The sequence below is a fragment of the Stenotrophomonas rhizophila genome (assembly GCF_020857975.1).
In the GTDB taxonomy this organism is placed as follows: Bacteria; Pseudomonadota; Gammaproteobacteria; order Xanthomonadales; family Xanthomonadaceae; genus Stenotrophomonas; species Stenotrophomonas rhizophila_C.
On the sequence record NZ_JACWUO010000007.1, the window covers coordinates 48,973 to 64,071 of the forward strand.

Here is a 15,099-nt window from a genome sequence, read left to right on the forward strand (position 1 = left end):
TCCAATTTATTTAACTCAAGGTTCCGGACACATGGCAGGCGAGGCGCTAACTCCCACCTCCTACATCCAACATCACCTGCACAACCTGACGTTCCATATGCAGGAAGGTGGTTTCTGGGCGATCCACGTCGACACCATGGTGACTTCGGTCCTGATGGGGTTGCTGATGGTGTTCGGCTTCTGGATGGCCACGCGCAAGGCCACCGCCGGCGTGCCGGGCAAGTGGCAGGCGTTCGTCGAGATCTGCCTGGAGTTCGTCGACCGCCAGGCCAAGGACACCTACCACGGCACCAGCAAGCTGGTGACCCCGATCGCGATCACGATCTTCTTCTGGATCCTCCTGATGAACCTCATCAAGATGATCCCGGCCGACTTCATCGCCCTGCCGCTGGAAGCTCTGGGCGTGCCGTACTGGAAGCCGGTCCCCACCGCCGACGTCAATGCCACCCTGGGCATGTCGATCAGCGTGTTCTTCCTGATGCTGTTCTTCGCGCTGCGCTCCAAGGGCCTGGGTGGTTTCACCAAGGAATTCCTGACCGCGCCGTTCGGCAAGTGGATGATGCCGTTCAACCTGATCCTCAACATCGTCGAGTGGCTCAGCAAGCCGATCTCGCTGGCGATGCGACTGTTCGGCAACATGTTCGGCGGCGAAATCGTCTTCCTGCTGATCTGGGTGCTGGGCGGTGCCGGCATTGCCGGTGCCATCGCCGGCGGTGCATTCGGCCTGGGCTGGATGCTGTTCCACCTGCTGGTGATTCCGCTGCAGGCTTTCATCTTCATGATGCTGTCCATCGTGTACCTGAGCCTGTCGGAAGACAGTCACTGAGTTTTCGCTTCACCCTTCATCCGTTTCATTACCCTTAGCAACTTAAGTTCCTGGAGATAACCATGTACTTCGCCGTCCTGACCAACCTCGCCCAAGTCCAGAGCTCCACCGTCCTCGCCGTCGGCATCATGATCGGCCTGGCCGCGCTGGGTGCCGGTCTCGGTCTGGCCATCATGGCCGGTAAGTTCCTGGAATCGGCTGCCCGCCAGCCGGAACTGATTCCGGTCCTGCAGGTCCGTATGTTCATCACCGCCGGCCTGATCGACGCCGCGTTCATCATCTCGGTCGCCGTTGGCCTGCTGCTGGCCTTCGCCAACCCGCTGTCCATCGAGTTCGTCAACCGCCTGCCGGCGATTGCGGGCTGATCCAGCGGTAGCGAAACGATCGGGCGCCGCAGGCGCCTGATCGTGGATGAAGGATCGGAAGCGCCGCCCAGGCTGCGCTTCCACCCTGCCTCGCCACCCCAGATTGAGCGAACCCCATGGATATCGGTTTTACCCTCGTTGCCCAGGCACTGGCTTTTGCCGGTCTGATCTGGATCATCGCGACCAAGATCTGGCCGCCGTTGATGAATGCCATCGAAGAGCGCCAGCAGAAGATCGCCGAAGGCCTCGCCGCTGCCGACCGCAGCCAGAAGGATCTGGCCCAGGCGCAGGAAAAGGTCAACGACGCACTGAAGGAAGCGCGCAGCAAGGCCAACGAGATCATCGACCAGGCCCATGCCCGCGCCAACCAGATCGTTGACGCCGCCAAGAATGAAGCCATCGTCGAAGCGAACCGCCAGAAAGACCTGGCCCACGCTGAAATCGAGGCTGCCGCCAACCGTGCCCGTGAGGAACTGCGCAAGCAGGTCTCCGCGCTGGCCGTGAGCGGTGCCGAAAAGCTGCTCAAGCGCGAAATCGATGCCAACGCCCACAAGGCGCTGCTCGACGAGCTGGCATCGGAGATCTGATCGATGAGCCAGGCCCTCACGCTTGCACGCCCGTATGCCCGCGCCGCGTTCGCGACCGCGCGCGACGAAGGCACGTTCGCGCCGTGGTCGGACGCGCTTGCGTTCTCCGCCCACGTAGCCGCCGACCCGCGCGTGGCGGCCTTGCTGTCGAATCCGGAACTGGACCGCGGCGATGCCGTCGCGTTGCTGGCCCCGGAATCGTCCAGCGAGAGCTTTGGTCGCTTCCTGGCCATCCTGGCCGAAGCGCACCGTCTGCCGCTGTTGCCGGAAATCGCCGGCATGTACACCCAGCTGCGCGCTGAAGCCGAACACGTGGTCAAGGCCACGGTCACCTCGGCCACCGACCTGTCCGCTGCCGAACTGGACGCCATCAAGGCCGCGCTGCGCAAGCGCTTCGGCCGCGAGGTGGACGTGACGACCGCGGTCGATGCGTCGCTGATCGGCGGTGCCGTGATCGACGCTGGCGATGTGGTCATCGATGGCTCGCTCAAGGGCAAGCTGTCGCGCCTGCAGACCGCGCTCGCTAACTGAATTCATTTAACGTCCGGCGTGATCGCCGGCACTAGGACTTGACGATGGCAACCACGCTCAACCCCTCCGAAATCAGCGAACTGATCAAGAACCGCATCGAGAAGGTCAAGCTGGCCGCGGAATCGCGCAACGAAGGCACCGTGACCAGCGTGTCCGACGGCATCGTGCGCATCTTCGGTCTGGCCGACGTGATGCAGGGCGAAATGATCGAACTGCCGAACAACACCTTCGCCCTGGCCCTGAACCTGGAGCGCGACTCGGTCGGCGCCGTGGTCCTGGGTGACTACCAGCAGCTGCGCGAAGGCGACATCGCCAAGACCACCGGGCGCATCCTGGAAGTGCCGGTCGGCCCGGAAATGCTCGGCCGCGTGGTCAACGCGCTGGGCGAGCCGATCGACGGCAAGGGCCCGATCGCCGCCAAGGCCACCGCGCCGGTGGAGCGCGTTGCCCCGGGCGTGATCTGGCGCAAGTCGGTCGACCAGCCGGTGCAGACCGGTTACAAGTCGGTCGACTCGATGATCCCGATCGGCCGTGGCCAGCGCGAGCTGGTGATCGGCGACCGCCAGACCGGCAAGACCGCCCTGGCCATCGATGCGGTGATCAACCAGAAGGCTACCGGCATCAAGTGCGTGTACGTCGCGATCGGCCAGAAGGCCTCGACCGTGGCCAACATCGTGCGCAAGCTGGAAGAGAACGGCGCGCTGGCGCACACCGTGGTGGTCGCTGCGACCGCGTCCGAATCGGCCGCGATGCAGTACATCAGCGCCTACTCGGGCTGCACCATGGGCGAGTACTTCATGGACCGCGGCGAAGACGCGCTGATCGTGTACGACGATCTGTCCAAGCAGGCCGTGGCCTACCGCCAGATCTCGCTGCTGCTCAAGCGCCCGCCGGGCCGTGAAGCCTACCCGGGCGACGTGTTCTACCTGCACTCCCGCCTGCTCGAGCGCGCTGCCCGCGTGTCCGAAGAGTACGTGGAGAAGTTCACCAACGGCGCCGTCAAGGGCAAGACCGGCTCGCTGACTGCGCTGCCGATCATCGAAACCCAGGCCGGCGACGTGTCCGCGTTCGTGCCGACCAACGTGATCTCGATCACCGACGGCCAGATCTTCCTGGAAACCGATCTGTTCAACTCGGGCATCCGCCCGGCCGTGAACGCCGGTATCTCGGTGTCGCGCGTCGGTGGTGCGGCCCAGACCAAGATCATCAAGAAGCTGTCCGGCGGCATCCGTATCTCGCTGGCCCAGTACCGCGAGCTGGCTGCGTTCGCGCAGTTCGCCTCGGACCTGGACGAAGCCACCCGCAAGCAGCTCGAGCGCGGTCAGCGCGTCACCGAGCTGATGAAGCAGAAGCAGTACGCCCCGATGTCGATCGCCAACCAGGCGCTGACCATCTATGCGGTCAACGAGGGTTACCTCGACGACGTGCCGGTCAACAAGCTGCTGGCGCTGGAAGAGGGCCTGCACGCCCACTTCGCCAACACCCAGGGCGAACTGATCAGCAAGATCAACGCCACCGGCGGTTGGGACAACGACATCGAAGCGGCCTTCAAGCAGGGCATCTCCGAGTTCAAGACCACCGGCAGCTGGTAAGCCGCATGTAGAGCGGGGCTCTGCCCCGCTGGACGGATTGAAAGCGGGGCAGAGCCCCGCTCTACGGGAAGAAGAGATGGCAAGCGGACGCGAAATCAAAACCAAGATCAAGAGCGTGCAGAACACCCGCAAGGTGACGCGCGCGCTCGAGATGGTCTCGGCCTCCAAGATCCGCAAGGCGCAGGAGCGGATGAAGACGTCGCGTCCGTATGCGCAGGCGATGAAGCAGGTGATCGGTCACCTGGCCCAGGCCAGCACCGACTACCAGCATCCGTTCCTGGTCCAGCGCGACGAGGTCAAGCGGGTTGGTTACATCGTGATCTCCTCCGACCGCGGCCTGGCCGGCGGTCTGAACAACAACCTGTTCCGCAAGATGCTGGGCGAAGTCCGCCAGTACCAGGAAAAGGGCGCAGAGGTCGACGTGGTGACCATCGGCCAGAAGGCATCGACCTTCTTCCGCCGGATCAAGCTCAACATGGTCGGCAGCGTCACCCACATGGGTGATGTGCCGCACCTGGAACAGCTGATCGGCGTGATCAAGGTGATGCTCGATGCGTTCACCGAGGGCAAGGTCGACCGCGTCTACCTGGTCTACAACCGCTTCATCAACACGATGACGCAGAAGGCCAGCTTCGACCAGCTGCTGCCGTTGCCGGCCGCTGAGAAGCAGATCGCGCACCACGACTGGGACTACCTGTACGAACCCGACGCCGCGACCGTGCTGGAGCACGTGATGACGCGTTACGTCGAGTCGCTGGTGTACCAGGCGGTTCTGGAAAACGTCGCGTCCGAGCATGCAGCCCGCATGGTCGCGATGAAGTCGGCAAGCGACAACGCGAACAAGCTGATCGGAACCCTGCAGCTGGTCTACAACAAGGCCCGGCAGGCAGCGATCACCCAGGAAATCTCCGAAATCGTCGGCGGCGCGGCAGCAGTCTGACGCGCACAGTCAAAGCACACATTAGAGGATTGCAGCAATGAGTCAGGGCAAGATCGTTCAGATCATCGGCGCCGTCGTCGACGTCGAATTCCCCCGCGAGTCGGTGCCGAAGGTGTACCACGCGCTGAAGGTGGACAACACCGAAATCACGCTGGAAGTGCAGCAGCAGCTCGGTGACGGCGTGGTCCGTTGCATCGCGCTGGGCTCCACCGACGGCCTGAAGCGCAACCTGGTCGCCACCAACACCGAACGCGCCATCTCGGTGCCGGTCGGCGCCGGTACGCTGGGCCGCATCATGGACGTGCTGGGTCGCCCGATCGACGAAGCCGGTCCGGTCGCCGCCAGCGACACCTGGGAAATCCACCGTGCCGCCCCGTCGTACGAAGACCAGTCGCCGGCCACCGAGCTGCTGGAAACCGGCATCAAGGTGATCGACCTGATGTGCCCGTTCGCCAAGGGCGGCAAGGTCGGCCTGTTCGGCGGCGCCGGCGTCGGCAAGACCGTCAACATGATGGAACTGATCAACAACATCGCCAAGGCGCACAGCGGCCTGTCGGTGTTTGCCGGCGTGGGCGAGCGTACCCGTGAGGGCAACGACTTCTACCACGAGATGAAGGACTCCAACGTCCTGGACAAGGTCGCGATGGTGTACGGCCAGATGAACGAGCCGCCGGGCAACCGTCTGCGCGTGGCGCTGACCGGCCTGACCATGGCCGAGTACTTCCGCGACGAGAAGGACGAAAACGGCAAGGGCAAGGACGTGCTGCTGTTCGTCGACAACATCTACCGCTACACCCTGGCCGGTACCGAAGTGTCGGCACTGCTGGGCCGCATGCCGTCGGCCGTGGGCTACCAGCCCACCCTGGCCGAGGAAATGGGCGTCCTGCAGGAGCGCATCACCTCGACCAAGAATGGCTCGATCACCTCGATCCAGGCCGTCTACGTGCCGGCCGATGACTTGACCGATCCGTCGCCGGCGACCACCTTCGCCCATCTGGATTCGACCGTGACCCTGTCGCGTTCGATCGCCTCGCTGGGTATCTACCCGGCGGTGGACCCGCTGGATTCGACCAGCCGCCAGATGGATCCGCTGGTGATCGGCCACGAGCATTACGACACCGCCCAGCGCGTCCAGCAGACCTTGCAGAAGTACAAGGAACTGAAGGACATCATCGCCATCCTGGGCATGGACGAACTGTCCGAAGAAGACAAGCAAGCCGTGACCCGCGCCCGCAAGATCGAGCGTTTCTTCAGCCAGCCGTTCCACGTGGCCGAAGTGTTCACCGGCTCGCCGGGCAAGTACGTGTCGCTGAAGGACACCATCCGCGGCTTCAAGGCCATCGTCGATGGCGAATACGACCATCTGCCGGAACAGGCGTTCTACATGGTCGGCAGCATCGAAGAAGCGGTCGAGAAGGCCAAGAAGATGGCCGAGAAGGCCTGATGCGGCGGGGACGGGCACGCGCCCGTCCCGACCGTGACACGGGGTGGGCCTGCGCCCACCGCTGCGGAATACCTGCGGTGGGCTCTGCCCGCCCCTTAGCGAAGAGAGTTACATGAGCACCATTCGTTGCGACATCGTCAGCGCCGAGCAGGAAATCTTCCGTGGTGAGGCGACCCTGGTCGTGGCCACCGGCGAGCTGGGCGAGCTGGGCATCGCGCCCAAGCACGCGCCCCTGATCACCCGCCTGAAGCCGGGCAAGGTGGTGGTGACCACGCCGAGCGGCGAGCAGCTGGATTTCGCCATTTCCGGCGGCATCCTCGAGGTGCAGCCGCAGGTGGTCACCGTGCTGGCCGACACCGCGATCCGCGCCCAGGACATCGACGAAGCGTCGGTGCGCAAGGCCAAGGAAGAAGCCGAGCGCATGCTGGCCAACCGCGGTGAAGCGATCGACGTGGCCGAGGCGCAGCAGAAGCTGGCCGAGGCGGTAGTCCAGCTGCAGGCGCTGGAGCGCCTGCGCAAGACCCTCAAGCACTGAAGACACCAACAGTAGTACCCGACGACGCCGGCATGATGCCGGCGTTGTTATTTGTGCCGGCCGCCGCGATCGATACCCACCGCGGCCGGCGCCGCCCGGCCGGCCATTCGCCGTTGGGGATGACGGTGCCGATCTTTGATGCTAGAAGTGCACTGCCCACCATGCACCCGGACGTGCGCGGCCGGAACTGTCCATGCAGGCATCCCGCATCATCCACCGTTCAACAAAGGACTATCCATGTACAACAAGGCGTTGATTCTCGCAGTGGTTCTCACCGGCCTGGCCGGTTGTGGCAAGAAGGAAGAAGCGGCGGCCCCGGCAGCGGCGGCAACCCCGGCAGCCAGCGCGCCGGCAGCGGTAGCCGACGCCCCGGCGACCGCGGGCCTGCCGCAGGTCTGCGAGGCCTATCTGGCGCGCGCGAAGGCCTGCTTCGACAAGTCCAACCCGCAGGTTGCCGCGGCCTTCCAGCAGGGCGTGGACCAGGCCAAGGCCCAGTGGGCCGCCATGGACGACAAGGCGGCACTGGAAGCCGGTTGTACCTCGGCCAATACCCAGTTCGCCCAGGTGGTCGCCTCGCTCAAGTGCGAGTAAGTTGATGGCGTCCGGGCGCCTTCAGGCGCCCGGACGGTCAAGCGCAGGCTCAGCGGTAGACGAACCGGCGCATCAGCAGGAACGATACGGCCGCCAGGCTGCCCTCGACCAGCGGCTTGGCCAGCCACGCATAGCGCAGGCCGAGCTGGTGGGCGGCGGCGTCCAGCGCCAGCGTACTGACCAGCGTCAGTACCGCCCACAGCCCCAGGAACCGCGCAAAGCGCTTCCAGCCCAGCCGCCGTTGACCGGCCTGGGCGAAGGTATGCCGGCCATTGAGCCAGAACCCGAGCAGCATCCCGCAGACGCGGCCGAGCAGGTTGGCCGGGGCCACCGGCATGCCCAGCGCGCTGGCAGCGACGAACACGGCCCAGTCCACGCCGAGCTGGACCAGGCCGATGACGAGATAGCTGCTGCCCTGGCGGATCAGGCTCATGGGTACTGTCGCTGCGGTGAAGCGCACATGTTAACGGGGACCGCACTAGAATTCCCCCAACGCTCTCCAGGAATGCGATTGCCCATGCCCCAGCCACTGCACGTCATCATCCTCGCCGCCGGCGCCGGCAAACGCATGAAATCGATGCTGCCCAAGGTCCTGCAGCCCATTGCCGGGCGGCCGATGCTGGCGCACGTGATCGACGCGGCGCGCGCATTGCAGCCCGCTGCCATCCACGTGGTCTACGGCCATGGCGGCGAAGCGGTGCAGCAGGCCTTCGCCGACCAGCCCGACCTGCGCTGGGCGCAGCAGCGCGAGCAGCTGGGCACCGGCCATGCGGTGCTGCAGGCCATGCCCGAGGTCCCCGATGCGGCCACGGTGCTGGTGCTGTACGGCGATGTACCGCTGATCCGGGTCGATACCCTGCGCCACCTGCTGTCCCAGCCCGGCCGCCTGGCGGTGCTGGTGGCCGAAGTCGCCGATGCCACCGGCTACGGCCGGATCGTGCGCAATGCCGAGGGCCGGGTGGCGGCGATCGTCGAGCAGAAGGATGCCAACGACGAACAGCGCGGCATCCGTACCATCAACACCGGCATCATCACCGCCGAATCGACCGCGCTGCGCACCTGGTTGTCGCAGCTGTCCAACCACAACGCGCAGGGCGAGTATTACCTCACCGACATATTCGCCGCCGCCGCCCACGATTACACCCCGGCCGACATGGCCTTCGTGCAGGACCCGCAGGAAGCCGAGGGCGCCAACGATCCCTGGCAGCTGGCCCAGCTTGAGCGCGCCTGGCAGCTGCGCCAGGTGCGTGCGCTGTGCACCCAGGGTGCGCGCGTGCTGGATCCGGCCCGGCTGGACATCCGCGGCACGGTGACCGTGGGTCGTGACGTGCAGATCGACGTCAACGTGATCCTGGAAGGCCGGGTGGAACTTGGCGACGGGGTCAGCATCGGGGCGTTCACCCGGCTCAAGGACGTCACCCTGGCCGCCGGGACCGTGGTCAAATCGCATTGCGACCTGGACGGCGTGGTCAGCGAAGGCGCGGCCGAGATCGGCCCGTTCGCGCGGCTGCGCCCGGGCACGGTGCTGGCCGCCGGCGCGCACGTGGGCAACTTCGTGGAGACCAAGAAGGTCACGCTGGGCCCGGGCAGCAAGGCCAACCACCTGACCTACCTGGGCGATGCGGTGATCGGCAGCAAGGTCAACATCGGCGCCGGTACCATCACCTGCAACTACGACGGGGTGAACAAGTCGCAGACCACGATCGGCGACAACGCCTTCATCGGCTCCAACAGTTCGCTGGTGGCGCCGGTGGTGATCGGCGAGGGCGCCACCATCGCGGCCGGCTCGGTGATCACCCGCGGCGCGCCGGAGGGCCAGCTGACCGTGGCGCGTGCCCGCCAGCAGACCATCGAGGGCTGGAAACGCCCAAGCAAAAGGTAGTGCCGGCCGCTGGCCGGCAACCAGGCGATCTTGGAATCATGACGTTGCCGGCCAGCGGCCGGCACTACCGGGCGTCGGTGGGCAGGAAAATCGCCACGCACAGACCGCCTTCGCGGCGGTTCTGCAGCGAGACACGCCCGCCATGGGCCTCGACGATCTCGCGGGTCAGCGCCAGCCCCAACCCGGTGCCATTGCGCTTGGTCGAATAGAACGGCATCAGCGCGTTCTGCAGCACCGCTTCGTTCATGCCCTTGCCACGGTCGAGCACTTCCAGCCGCAGCCATTGCGGCAGCCGGGTCAGGCGCAGCTCGACATCGTCGTTGGCCGGCTCGGCCTCGGCGCAGGCTTCGTGGGCGTTCTTGAGCAGGTTGAGCAGGGCCTGCCCGAGCTGGGCGATATCCACCCGGCTGTACAGGTCCTCGGCGATGCCCTGCATGCGGAACGGAATCTGGTGCTGCAGGCCGGTCAGGAACTGCAGCCACTGCACGTTCTGCAACTGCGGCTGCGGCAACTTGGCAAAGCGCGCATAGCCGCGGATGAAGCCCTCCAGGTGGCGCGCGCGCTCTTCGATGGTGCCGAACACTTCTTCCAGCCGCTCGGTCCGGCCGCGCCGCACCAGCTCGCCGCCGGAATGGGCCAGCGAGGCGATCGGCGCCAGCGAGTTGTTGAGCTCGTGGCTGATCACCCGGATCACCTTCTTCCAGGTCTGCACTTCCTGCCGGCGCAGTTCGGCGGTCAACAGGCGGATCAGCAGCAGGTCGTGCGGGCGTCCGTTGAGATGGAAGTTGCGCCGCGACAGGTGGTAGATCTGTTCGTCATCCTCATCATCGTCGGGGCTGTCATCGCCGCTGCCGCGTACCGCGAACAGGCTGTCGCCGCCGCGCGCGATCGCATCGCGCAGTTCCGGCGGCAGCGTTTCCAGCACGTCCTGCATGCGCTGGCCTTCCAGCTTCCAGCCGTGGTGCAGCAGCTTGCGCGCGGCCAGGTTGGAAAACACCACGCGCTGGATGCCGTCGCCGCCATTGGCCAGCAGCAGCATCGCCACCGGGGTGTTCTGCACCATGGTGTCCAGCAGCAGTTCGCGCTGCACCAGGCCCTGGCGTTGTTCGCGCAGCACGTCGCCCAGCTCGCGGTGCGCCTGCACCAGGTCGCCCAGCTCGTCGTTGCCGGGCCAGTACACGCTGAAGTTGTACTCGCCATCGCGGTAGCTGCTGGTGGTGCCGGACAGGGCGCGCAGCAGCGAACGCACCGGCGCGGTGGCCCGGCGCAGGCTCCACCACATCAGGGCGAGCAGTATGCCGGCGGAAACCAGCGCCACCGCCCAGCCATGGTCCATCCAGAACGCCAGCGCCCACGGCAGGGCGGCGGCCAGCGCCAGCACCGGCAGCAGGCGCAGGAACAAGCGGAAGGTGAACGAGCCGCGCTTCATTCGCGCGGGATGCCGTAGCGGTCCATGCGCCGGTACAGCGCCTGGCGGCTGAGCCCGAGTTCGGCGGCGGTCTGGGCGATGATGCCGTGGTTGCGGGCCAGCGCCGATTCGATCAGGCCGCGGTCCGGATCGACCACCGGGCCGGCCGCACGCGCAGCGCTGGCCGCGCGCGGCAGGTTGAGGTCGGCCACCTCGATGCGCGCACCCTGGGCCAGCAGCGCGGCGCGCTGGATCACGTTGCGCAGTTCGCGCACGTTGCCCGGCCAGCCGTGCCGCTGCAGGGCGCTGGCGGCGGCGCTGGACAGCGGCTTGCCGTCGCCGAGGAAACGCTCGGCCAGCGGCAGGATGTCGCCGGGTCGTTCGGCCAGCGGCGGCAAGGCCAGTTCGATGGTGTTGAGGCGGTAGTACAGATCCTCGCGGAACTGGCCGTCGCGGATCATCGCCGGCAGGTCGGCGTTGGTGGCGCTGATCACCCGCACCTTGACCTGGCGTTCGCGGTTGGAGCCCAGCCGTTCGAAACGGCCGGTTTCCAGCACGCGCAGCAGTTTCATCTGCCCGCCCAGCGACAGGTTGCCTATTTCATCCAGGAACAGGGTGCCGCCATCGGCGGCCTCGAACTTGCCTTCGCGTGCCTTGTTGGCGCCGGTGTAGGCGCCGGCCTCGCTGCCGAACAGTTCGGCCTCGATCAGTTCGGCGGGAATGGCGCCGCAGTTCAGCGCCACGAACGCACCCTTGGCCACCAGCGAATTGGCCTGGATGATCTCGGCGATCTTCTCCTTGCCCGCCCCGTTGGGGCCGGTGATCAGCACCGGCAGTTCCGAACGTGCGACCTGGCAGGCCAGGCTGACCACGCGTTCGCTGGCCGGGTCGGCGACCACCGCGCCGCGCAGGTCGTAGCGCGCTTCCAGCGCAGTACGGTTGCGCTGTTCGCGGTCGCGGCGACGGTCCAGTTCGCGCCGGGTTTCGGACAGCTCCAGCAGGTTGTTGACCGTGGTCAGCAGCTTGCGGTCGTCCCAGGGCTTGGCCAGGTAATCGGCGGCGCCGGCCTTGACCAGGTCCACCGCGCTGCTCAACTGCGTCCAGGCGGTGAGCAGGATTACCGGCAGGTCCGGGTGGTGCGCGCGGATCTGCTGGAACAGGGCTTCGCCTTCCTCGCCGGAGGTGGTGTCCTCGGTGAAGTTCATGTCCTGGATCACCAGGTCCACCGGCTGCTGGGCCAGCAGCGCCAGCCCGGCCTCGGGCGAGGATGCATGCAGGGCATCGATGTCGTGCAGCGAGAACAGCACTTCCAGCGCGGTGCCGACGCTGGCGTTGTCGTCAATGATCAGGATCGAAGGCATGCGGCAACGAAGGGCGGAAGGATGGGGGCAAGAGTACCGGAGCGCCGGGCCGGCGGGCAGTGCTGCCCGCCGCCGGTAATCATCGCTGCGGCGCCGGCCGGGCGGGCGCCGCCGGCGGGGCCGGGGGCAGTACGCCGTGCCAGGCCGCGGTGGCCACCGGCACGCTCAGCCGGCGGCCATCGCGCAGCACCGTGACCGCCACGCTGGGGCGGCCGCTGCGCGCCAGCGCCGTGGTCAGGTCATCGATGCGGCGTACCGGCTGGGTACCCACCTGCAGCACGCGGTCGCCGACGCGCAGGCCGAAGTGGCCGGCCGGCTCGGCGTGGCGCACGAATACCACGCCCTGGCTGGCCTCGATGGCCAGGTGCAGGCCCTGCTCGCGCCAGTCCAGGCGCGAGGTTTCGGTACGCGTGGTGGTAGTAGTGGTGCCGGCGCTGGCAGCGCTGGCCAGCAGCAGTGACACCAACACGGCCGATGCGCTGCGCAGGCCCATGTCATGCGCTCCGGGTGGCCACGGCCGGGGGCACCGCCGCAGCGCGATGGGCCGGGCCGAACACCGCGATCTGCCCGAGCAGCCACAACAGCAGCGCACCGATGGGCAGGTAGCTGATCGGCATGCGTGGCAGCTCGTAGGCATTCATCAGCCACAGGTTGATGGAGTAGGCCATCAGCATGCCCAGCACGATCCCGACCGTGGCCAGCAGGAAGTTCTCGGTCTGGAAGTAGCGCAGGATCTGCCCGCGGGTGGCGCCCAGCGCACGGCGGATGCCGATCTGCTTGGTGCGCTGCTGCACCCAGAAGCTGGCCAGGCCGATGATGCCCAGCGCGGTCACCACCAGCAGCGCCACGCACACGGTGACCAGCAGGCCGACCATCGCGCGGTCGTTGGCGAAGTACTTGTTGCGCTGCTCTTCATAGCTGCGCTTGGCGCGCACCAGCCGGCTCGGATCGACCTTCTCCAGTGCCGCCACGGCGGCCTTGAGCACCTCGTCGCGACGGGCCGGGTCGGTGACCCGGATCAGGTAGAAGCCTTCCACGTAGGTGACCCGCAGCGGCAGGATCATCGAGTAGCGGGTGTCGTTGTCCATCTTCGACGGGCGCGCCAGCTCCTTGACCACGCCGACCACCCGCAGCGGCTGGCGGCCGCTGTAGATGGTCTTGCCCAGCGCGCTGCCATCGGGGAACAGTTTGAGCGCGGCGGCCTGGCTGAGGATGGCCGAGGTGCCGGTGGATTCCAGCGAGTTGTCGGCGATCACCGATTCCAGGTTCTGGTACTCGTCGGGCTGGAAGTCGCGGCCGCCGATCAGCTCCAGCCCCATGGTGTCCAGGGTGCCTTCGCTGGCGAAGTACTGCGAGGCGCTCAGCGTCTGCCGTTCCTGGTCCGGGACCAGCGACAGGCCGGTGTTCCAGGAGTTGCGCCGGAACGGCAACTGGTTGATCGGCACCACGCTCTTGACCCCGGGCACGCTGCGCAGCGCGGCCAGGTCTTCACGGGTGCGGGCTTCGGCATTGACCTGCTTGCCGATGCCGCCCAGGCGCACTTCCAGCAGTTCCTTTTCAGCGATGCCGCTGGGCTGGCTGATCGTTTCGATCCGCTGGCCGATCAGGAACAACGCGTTGCAGACGATGGCGCAGGTCAGCGCGATCTCCAGCACGATCAGGGCGGCGGCGGTCTTGTGCCGGCGCAGCGTGGACAGGATGGGACGGATATCCATGGTGTGCTCCGGATCCTTACTGCGATTTGAGTTGGATGGCAGGGGTGACCTGCATGGCGCGCAGGGCCGGCAGGAAGCCGGCCAGCAGGCTGGCGGCCAGGGTCAGGCCGAAGGCGAGCAGCAGCATCGGCCCGTCCAGGGTGGCCAGCTTGGCGTAGTCCACCGGTTGCTGGCGCACCGCGTACAGGCCCAGCATCGCCAGCCCCAAGCCGAGCACGCCACCGGCCAGGCCGACCGTGCCGGCTTCCACCAGCGACTGCAGGAAGATCTGCCCGCGGCTGGCGCCCAGCGCACGGCGCACGCCGATCTCGCCGCTGCGGCGCAGGAACTTGGCCAGCAGCAGGCCGACCGTGTTGATCAGGCAGACCAGCAGGAAGCCCAGCGCCAGCCACAGCTGCAGGCGCACGTCGCCGGGCACCACCTGCTTGTAGTCCAGCCACGCCATCACGTTGCGCAGGCGCACATTCGGCGCGCGCTGGAAACGGCCGGCGGCCTTCTGCTGGGTGGAATAGTTCTCCAGGTAGGCACGGTAATCGGCGGCACCGCTGGCCGAGTCCAGTTCGACCCAGTACTGCAACCAGGTGCAGGGTGCGTTGACCGCGGTTTCCTCGCCGTTGGTGTTGCCCCAGCAGTTCATGTTGCCGTTGCGGCCCAGCTTGAGCTCCATCGCCGTGGCGAACGGCAGGAAGACGTCCTCGGCGCTGCCGTACTTGCCGGTTTCCAGGTCGTAGAAGTGCGGGTTCGGGTTCCATTCGTCCAGCACGCCGACCACGGTGAAGGTATGCCCGTCCATGCGTATCGGTTTGCCGACGCTGTCGGTGCCATCGAACAACTTCTGGTTCAGTTCGCGCGAAATCACCGCCACGCGGGCGCGGCCATCATCGTCGGTGGCCGGCCAGGCGCGGCCGTACAGGAAGGGCGTATCGAACATCGGGAAGAAGTCGGTGGAGGTGTAGCGCACATCGGTGTCGAACGGGCGCAGCGCGGCCTTGTCCGGCTCCACCGTGATGCCGCCGCCGGTCATCACCGCCTGGCGGCTGGCGCGCTTCTCGCGCAGCAGCGACTCGGCGTCGAAACGGGTCATCTGGTCTTCCGGTTCCTCACCGGGCTGGTAGCCCAGCATCGGGCGCGGGTCGACCTGCACGGCGAAGATGCGGTCGCTCTTCTGCGGGATCGGGTCGCCGGACAGCACGTGGAACACGGTCAGGGTGGTCATCGATGCGCCGATGCCCAGCGCGATGGCGATCACCATCAGCGCGGTCAGCACCTTGTTGCGCCGGAAACTGCGCAGGGCCAGGCGGAAGTAGTAGGCGAGCATGGCG

16 protein-coding genes are annotated in these 15,099 nt (G+C 66.6%); 10 read left to right on the top strand and 6 right to left on the bottom strand.

Annotated features, from left to right (window positions below; all coding sequences use genetic code 11):
• Positions 1-31 precede the first annotated feature (31 nt).
• The 9 genes from atpB to IC535_RS08800 all read left to right on the top strand — a co-directional run bounded on the left by atpB (position 32) and on the right by IC535_RS08800 (position 7,411).
• A complete protein-coding gene (atpB, locus tag IC535_RS08760; RefSeq protein WP_228885295.1) occupies positions 32-826 on the top strand; it encodes a F0F1 ATP synthase subunit A in 795 nt (264 codons plus the stop codon).
• Positions 827-888: 62 nt separating this feature from the next.
• A complete protein-coding gene (atpE, locus tag IC535_RS08765; protein WP_228885296.1) occupies positions 889-1,191 on the top strand; it encodes a F0F1 ATP synthase subunit C in 303 nt (100 codons plus the stop codon).
• Positions 1,192-1,307: 116 nt separating this feature from the next.
• On the top strand, positions 1,308-1,778 hold the full coding sequence (locus IC535_RS08770) for a F0F1 ATP synthase subunit B (RefSeq protein WP_228885297.1): 471 nt from the start codon (positions 1,308-1,310) through the stop codon (positions 1,776-1,778).
• A gap of 3 nt (positions 1,779-1,781) precedes the next feature.
• Positions 1,782-2,309, top strand: a complete 528-nt coding sequence (locus IC535_RS08775) for a F0F1 ATP synthase subunit delta (RefSeq protein WP_228885298.1) — start codon at positions 1,782-1,784, stop codon at positions 2,307-2,309.
• Between the two features lie 44 nt (positions 2,310-2,353).
• Positions 2,354-3,901 (top strand): F0F1 ATP synthase subunit alpha, encoded by a 1,548-nt coding sequence (gene atpA / locus IC535_RS08780; RefSeq protein ID WP_228885299.1) that lies wholly within the window; start codon positions 2,354-2,356, stop codon positions 3,899-3,901.
• A 76-nt stretch (positions 3,902-3,977) separates the two neighbouring features.
• Positions 3,978-4,841, top strand: a complete 864-nt coding sequence (gene atpG, locus IC535_RS08785) for a F0F1 ATP synthase subunit gamma (protein WP_228885300.1) — start codon at positions 3,978-3,980, stop codon at positions 4,839-4,841.
• Positions 4,842-4,878: 37 nt separating this feature from the next.
• Positions 4,879-6,285, top strand: coding sequence for a F0F1 ATP synthase subunit beta (gene atpD, locus IC535_RS08790; protein WP_228885301.1), 1,407 nt, complete (start codon positions 4,879-4,881; stop codon positions 6,283-6,285).
• A gap of 112 nt (positions 6,286-6,397) precedes the next feature.
• On the top strand, positions 6,398-6,820 hold the full coding sequence (locus tag IC535_RS08795; protein ID WP_228885302.1) for a F0F1 ATP synthase subunit epsilon: 423 nt from the start codon (positions 6,398-6,400) through the stop codon (positions 6,818-6,820).
• 237 nt (positions 6,821-7,057) lie between these two features.
• Entirely contained in the window at positions 7,058-7,411 is a 354-nt protein-coding gene (locus tag IC535_RS08800; RefSeq protein WP_228885303.1) for a hypothetical protein, read from the top strand.
• Between the two features lie 49 nt (positions 7,412-7,460).
• Here IC535_RS08800 and IC535_RS08805 read toward each other — a convergent pair whose 3' ends face one another.
• The gene (locus IC535_RS08805) at positions 7,461-7,844 is read right to left on the bottom strand and encodes a GtrA family protein (protein WP_228885304.1); all 384 of its coding nucleotides are present in this window, start codon (positions 7,842-7,844) and stop codon (positions 7,461-7,463) included.
• A gap of 84 nt (positions 7,845-7,928) precedes the next feature.
• On the opposite strand from IC535_RS08805, the gene glmU reads away from it, so the two are divergent.
• Positions 7,929-9,293: a bifunctional UDP-N-acetylglucosamine diphosphorylase/glucosamine-1-phosphate N-acetyltransferase GlmU gene (gene glmU, locus IC535_RS08810; protein WP_228885305.1), complete on the top strand. Its 1,365-nt coding sequence runs from the start codon at positions 7,929-7,931 to the stop codon at positions 9,291-9,293.
• A 64-nt stretch (positions 9,294-9,357) separates the two neighbouring features.
• Here glmU and IC535_RS08815 read toward each other — a convergent pair whose 3' ends face one another.
• From IC535_RS08815 to IC535_RS08835, 5 genes are all read right to left on the bottom strand, one after another.
• Positions 9,358-10,722, bottom strand: a complete 1,365-nt coding sequence (locus IC535_RS08815) for a sensor histidine kinase (protein ID WP_228885306.1) — start codon at positions 10,720-10,722, stop codon at positions 9,358-9,360.
• Positions 10,719-12,062 (bottom strand): sigma-54-dependent transcriptional regulator, encoded by a 1,344-nt coding sequence (locus IC535_RS08820; RefSeq protein ID WP_228885307.1) that lies wholly within the window; start codon positions 12,060-12,062, stop codon positions 10,719-10,721. Before IC535_RS08820 ends, IC535_RS08815 begins: the two co-directional genes overlap by 4 nt.
• Positions 12,063-12,141: 79 nt before the next feature.
• Entirely contained in the window at positions 12,142-12,555 is a 414-nt protein-coding gene (locus tag IC535_RS08825; RefSeq protein WP_228885308.1) for a PDZ domain-containing protein, read from the bottom strand.
• A gap of 1 nt (position 12,556) precedes the next feature.
• The gene (locus IC535_RS08830) at positions 12,557-13,777 is read right to left on the bottom strand and encodes an ABC transporter permease (RefSeq protein ID WP_228885309.1); all 1,221 of its coding nucleotides are present in this window, start codon (positions 13,775-13,777) and stop codon (positions 12,557-12,559) included.
• Positions 13,778-13,793: 16 nt separating this feature from the next.
• Positions 13,794-15,095 (bottom strand): ABC transporter permease, encoded by a 1,302-nt coding sequence (locus IC535_RS08835; protein WP_228885310.1) that lies wholly within the window; start codon positions 15,093-15,095, stop codon positions 13,794-13,796.
• Positions 15,096-15,099 lie beyond the last annotated feature (4 nt).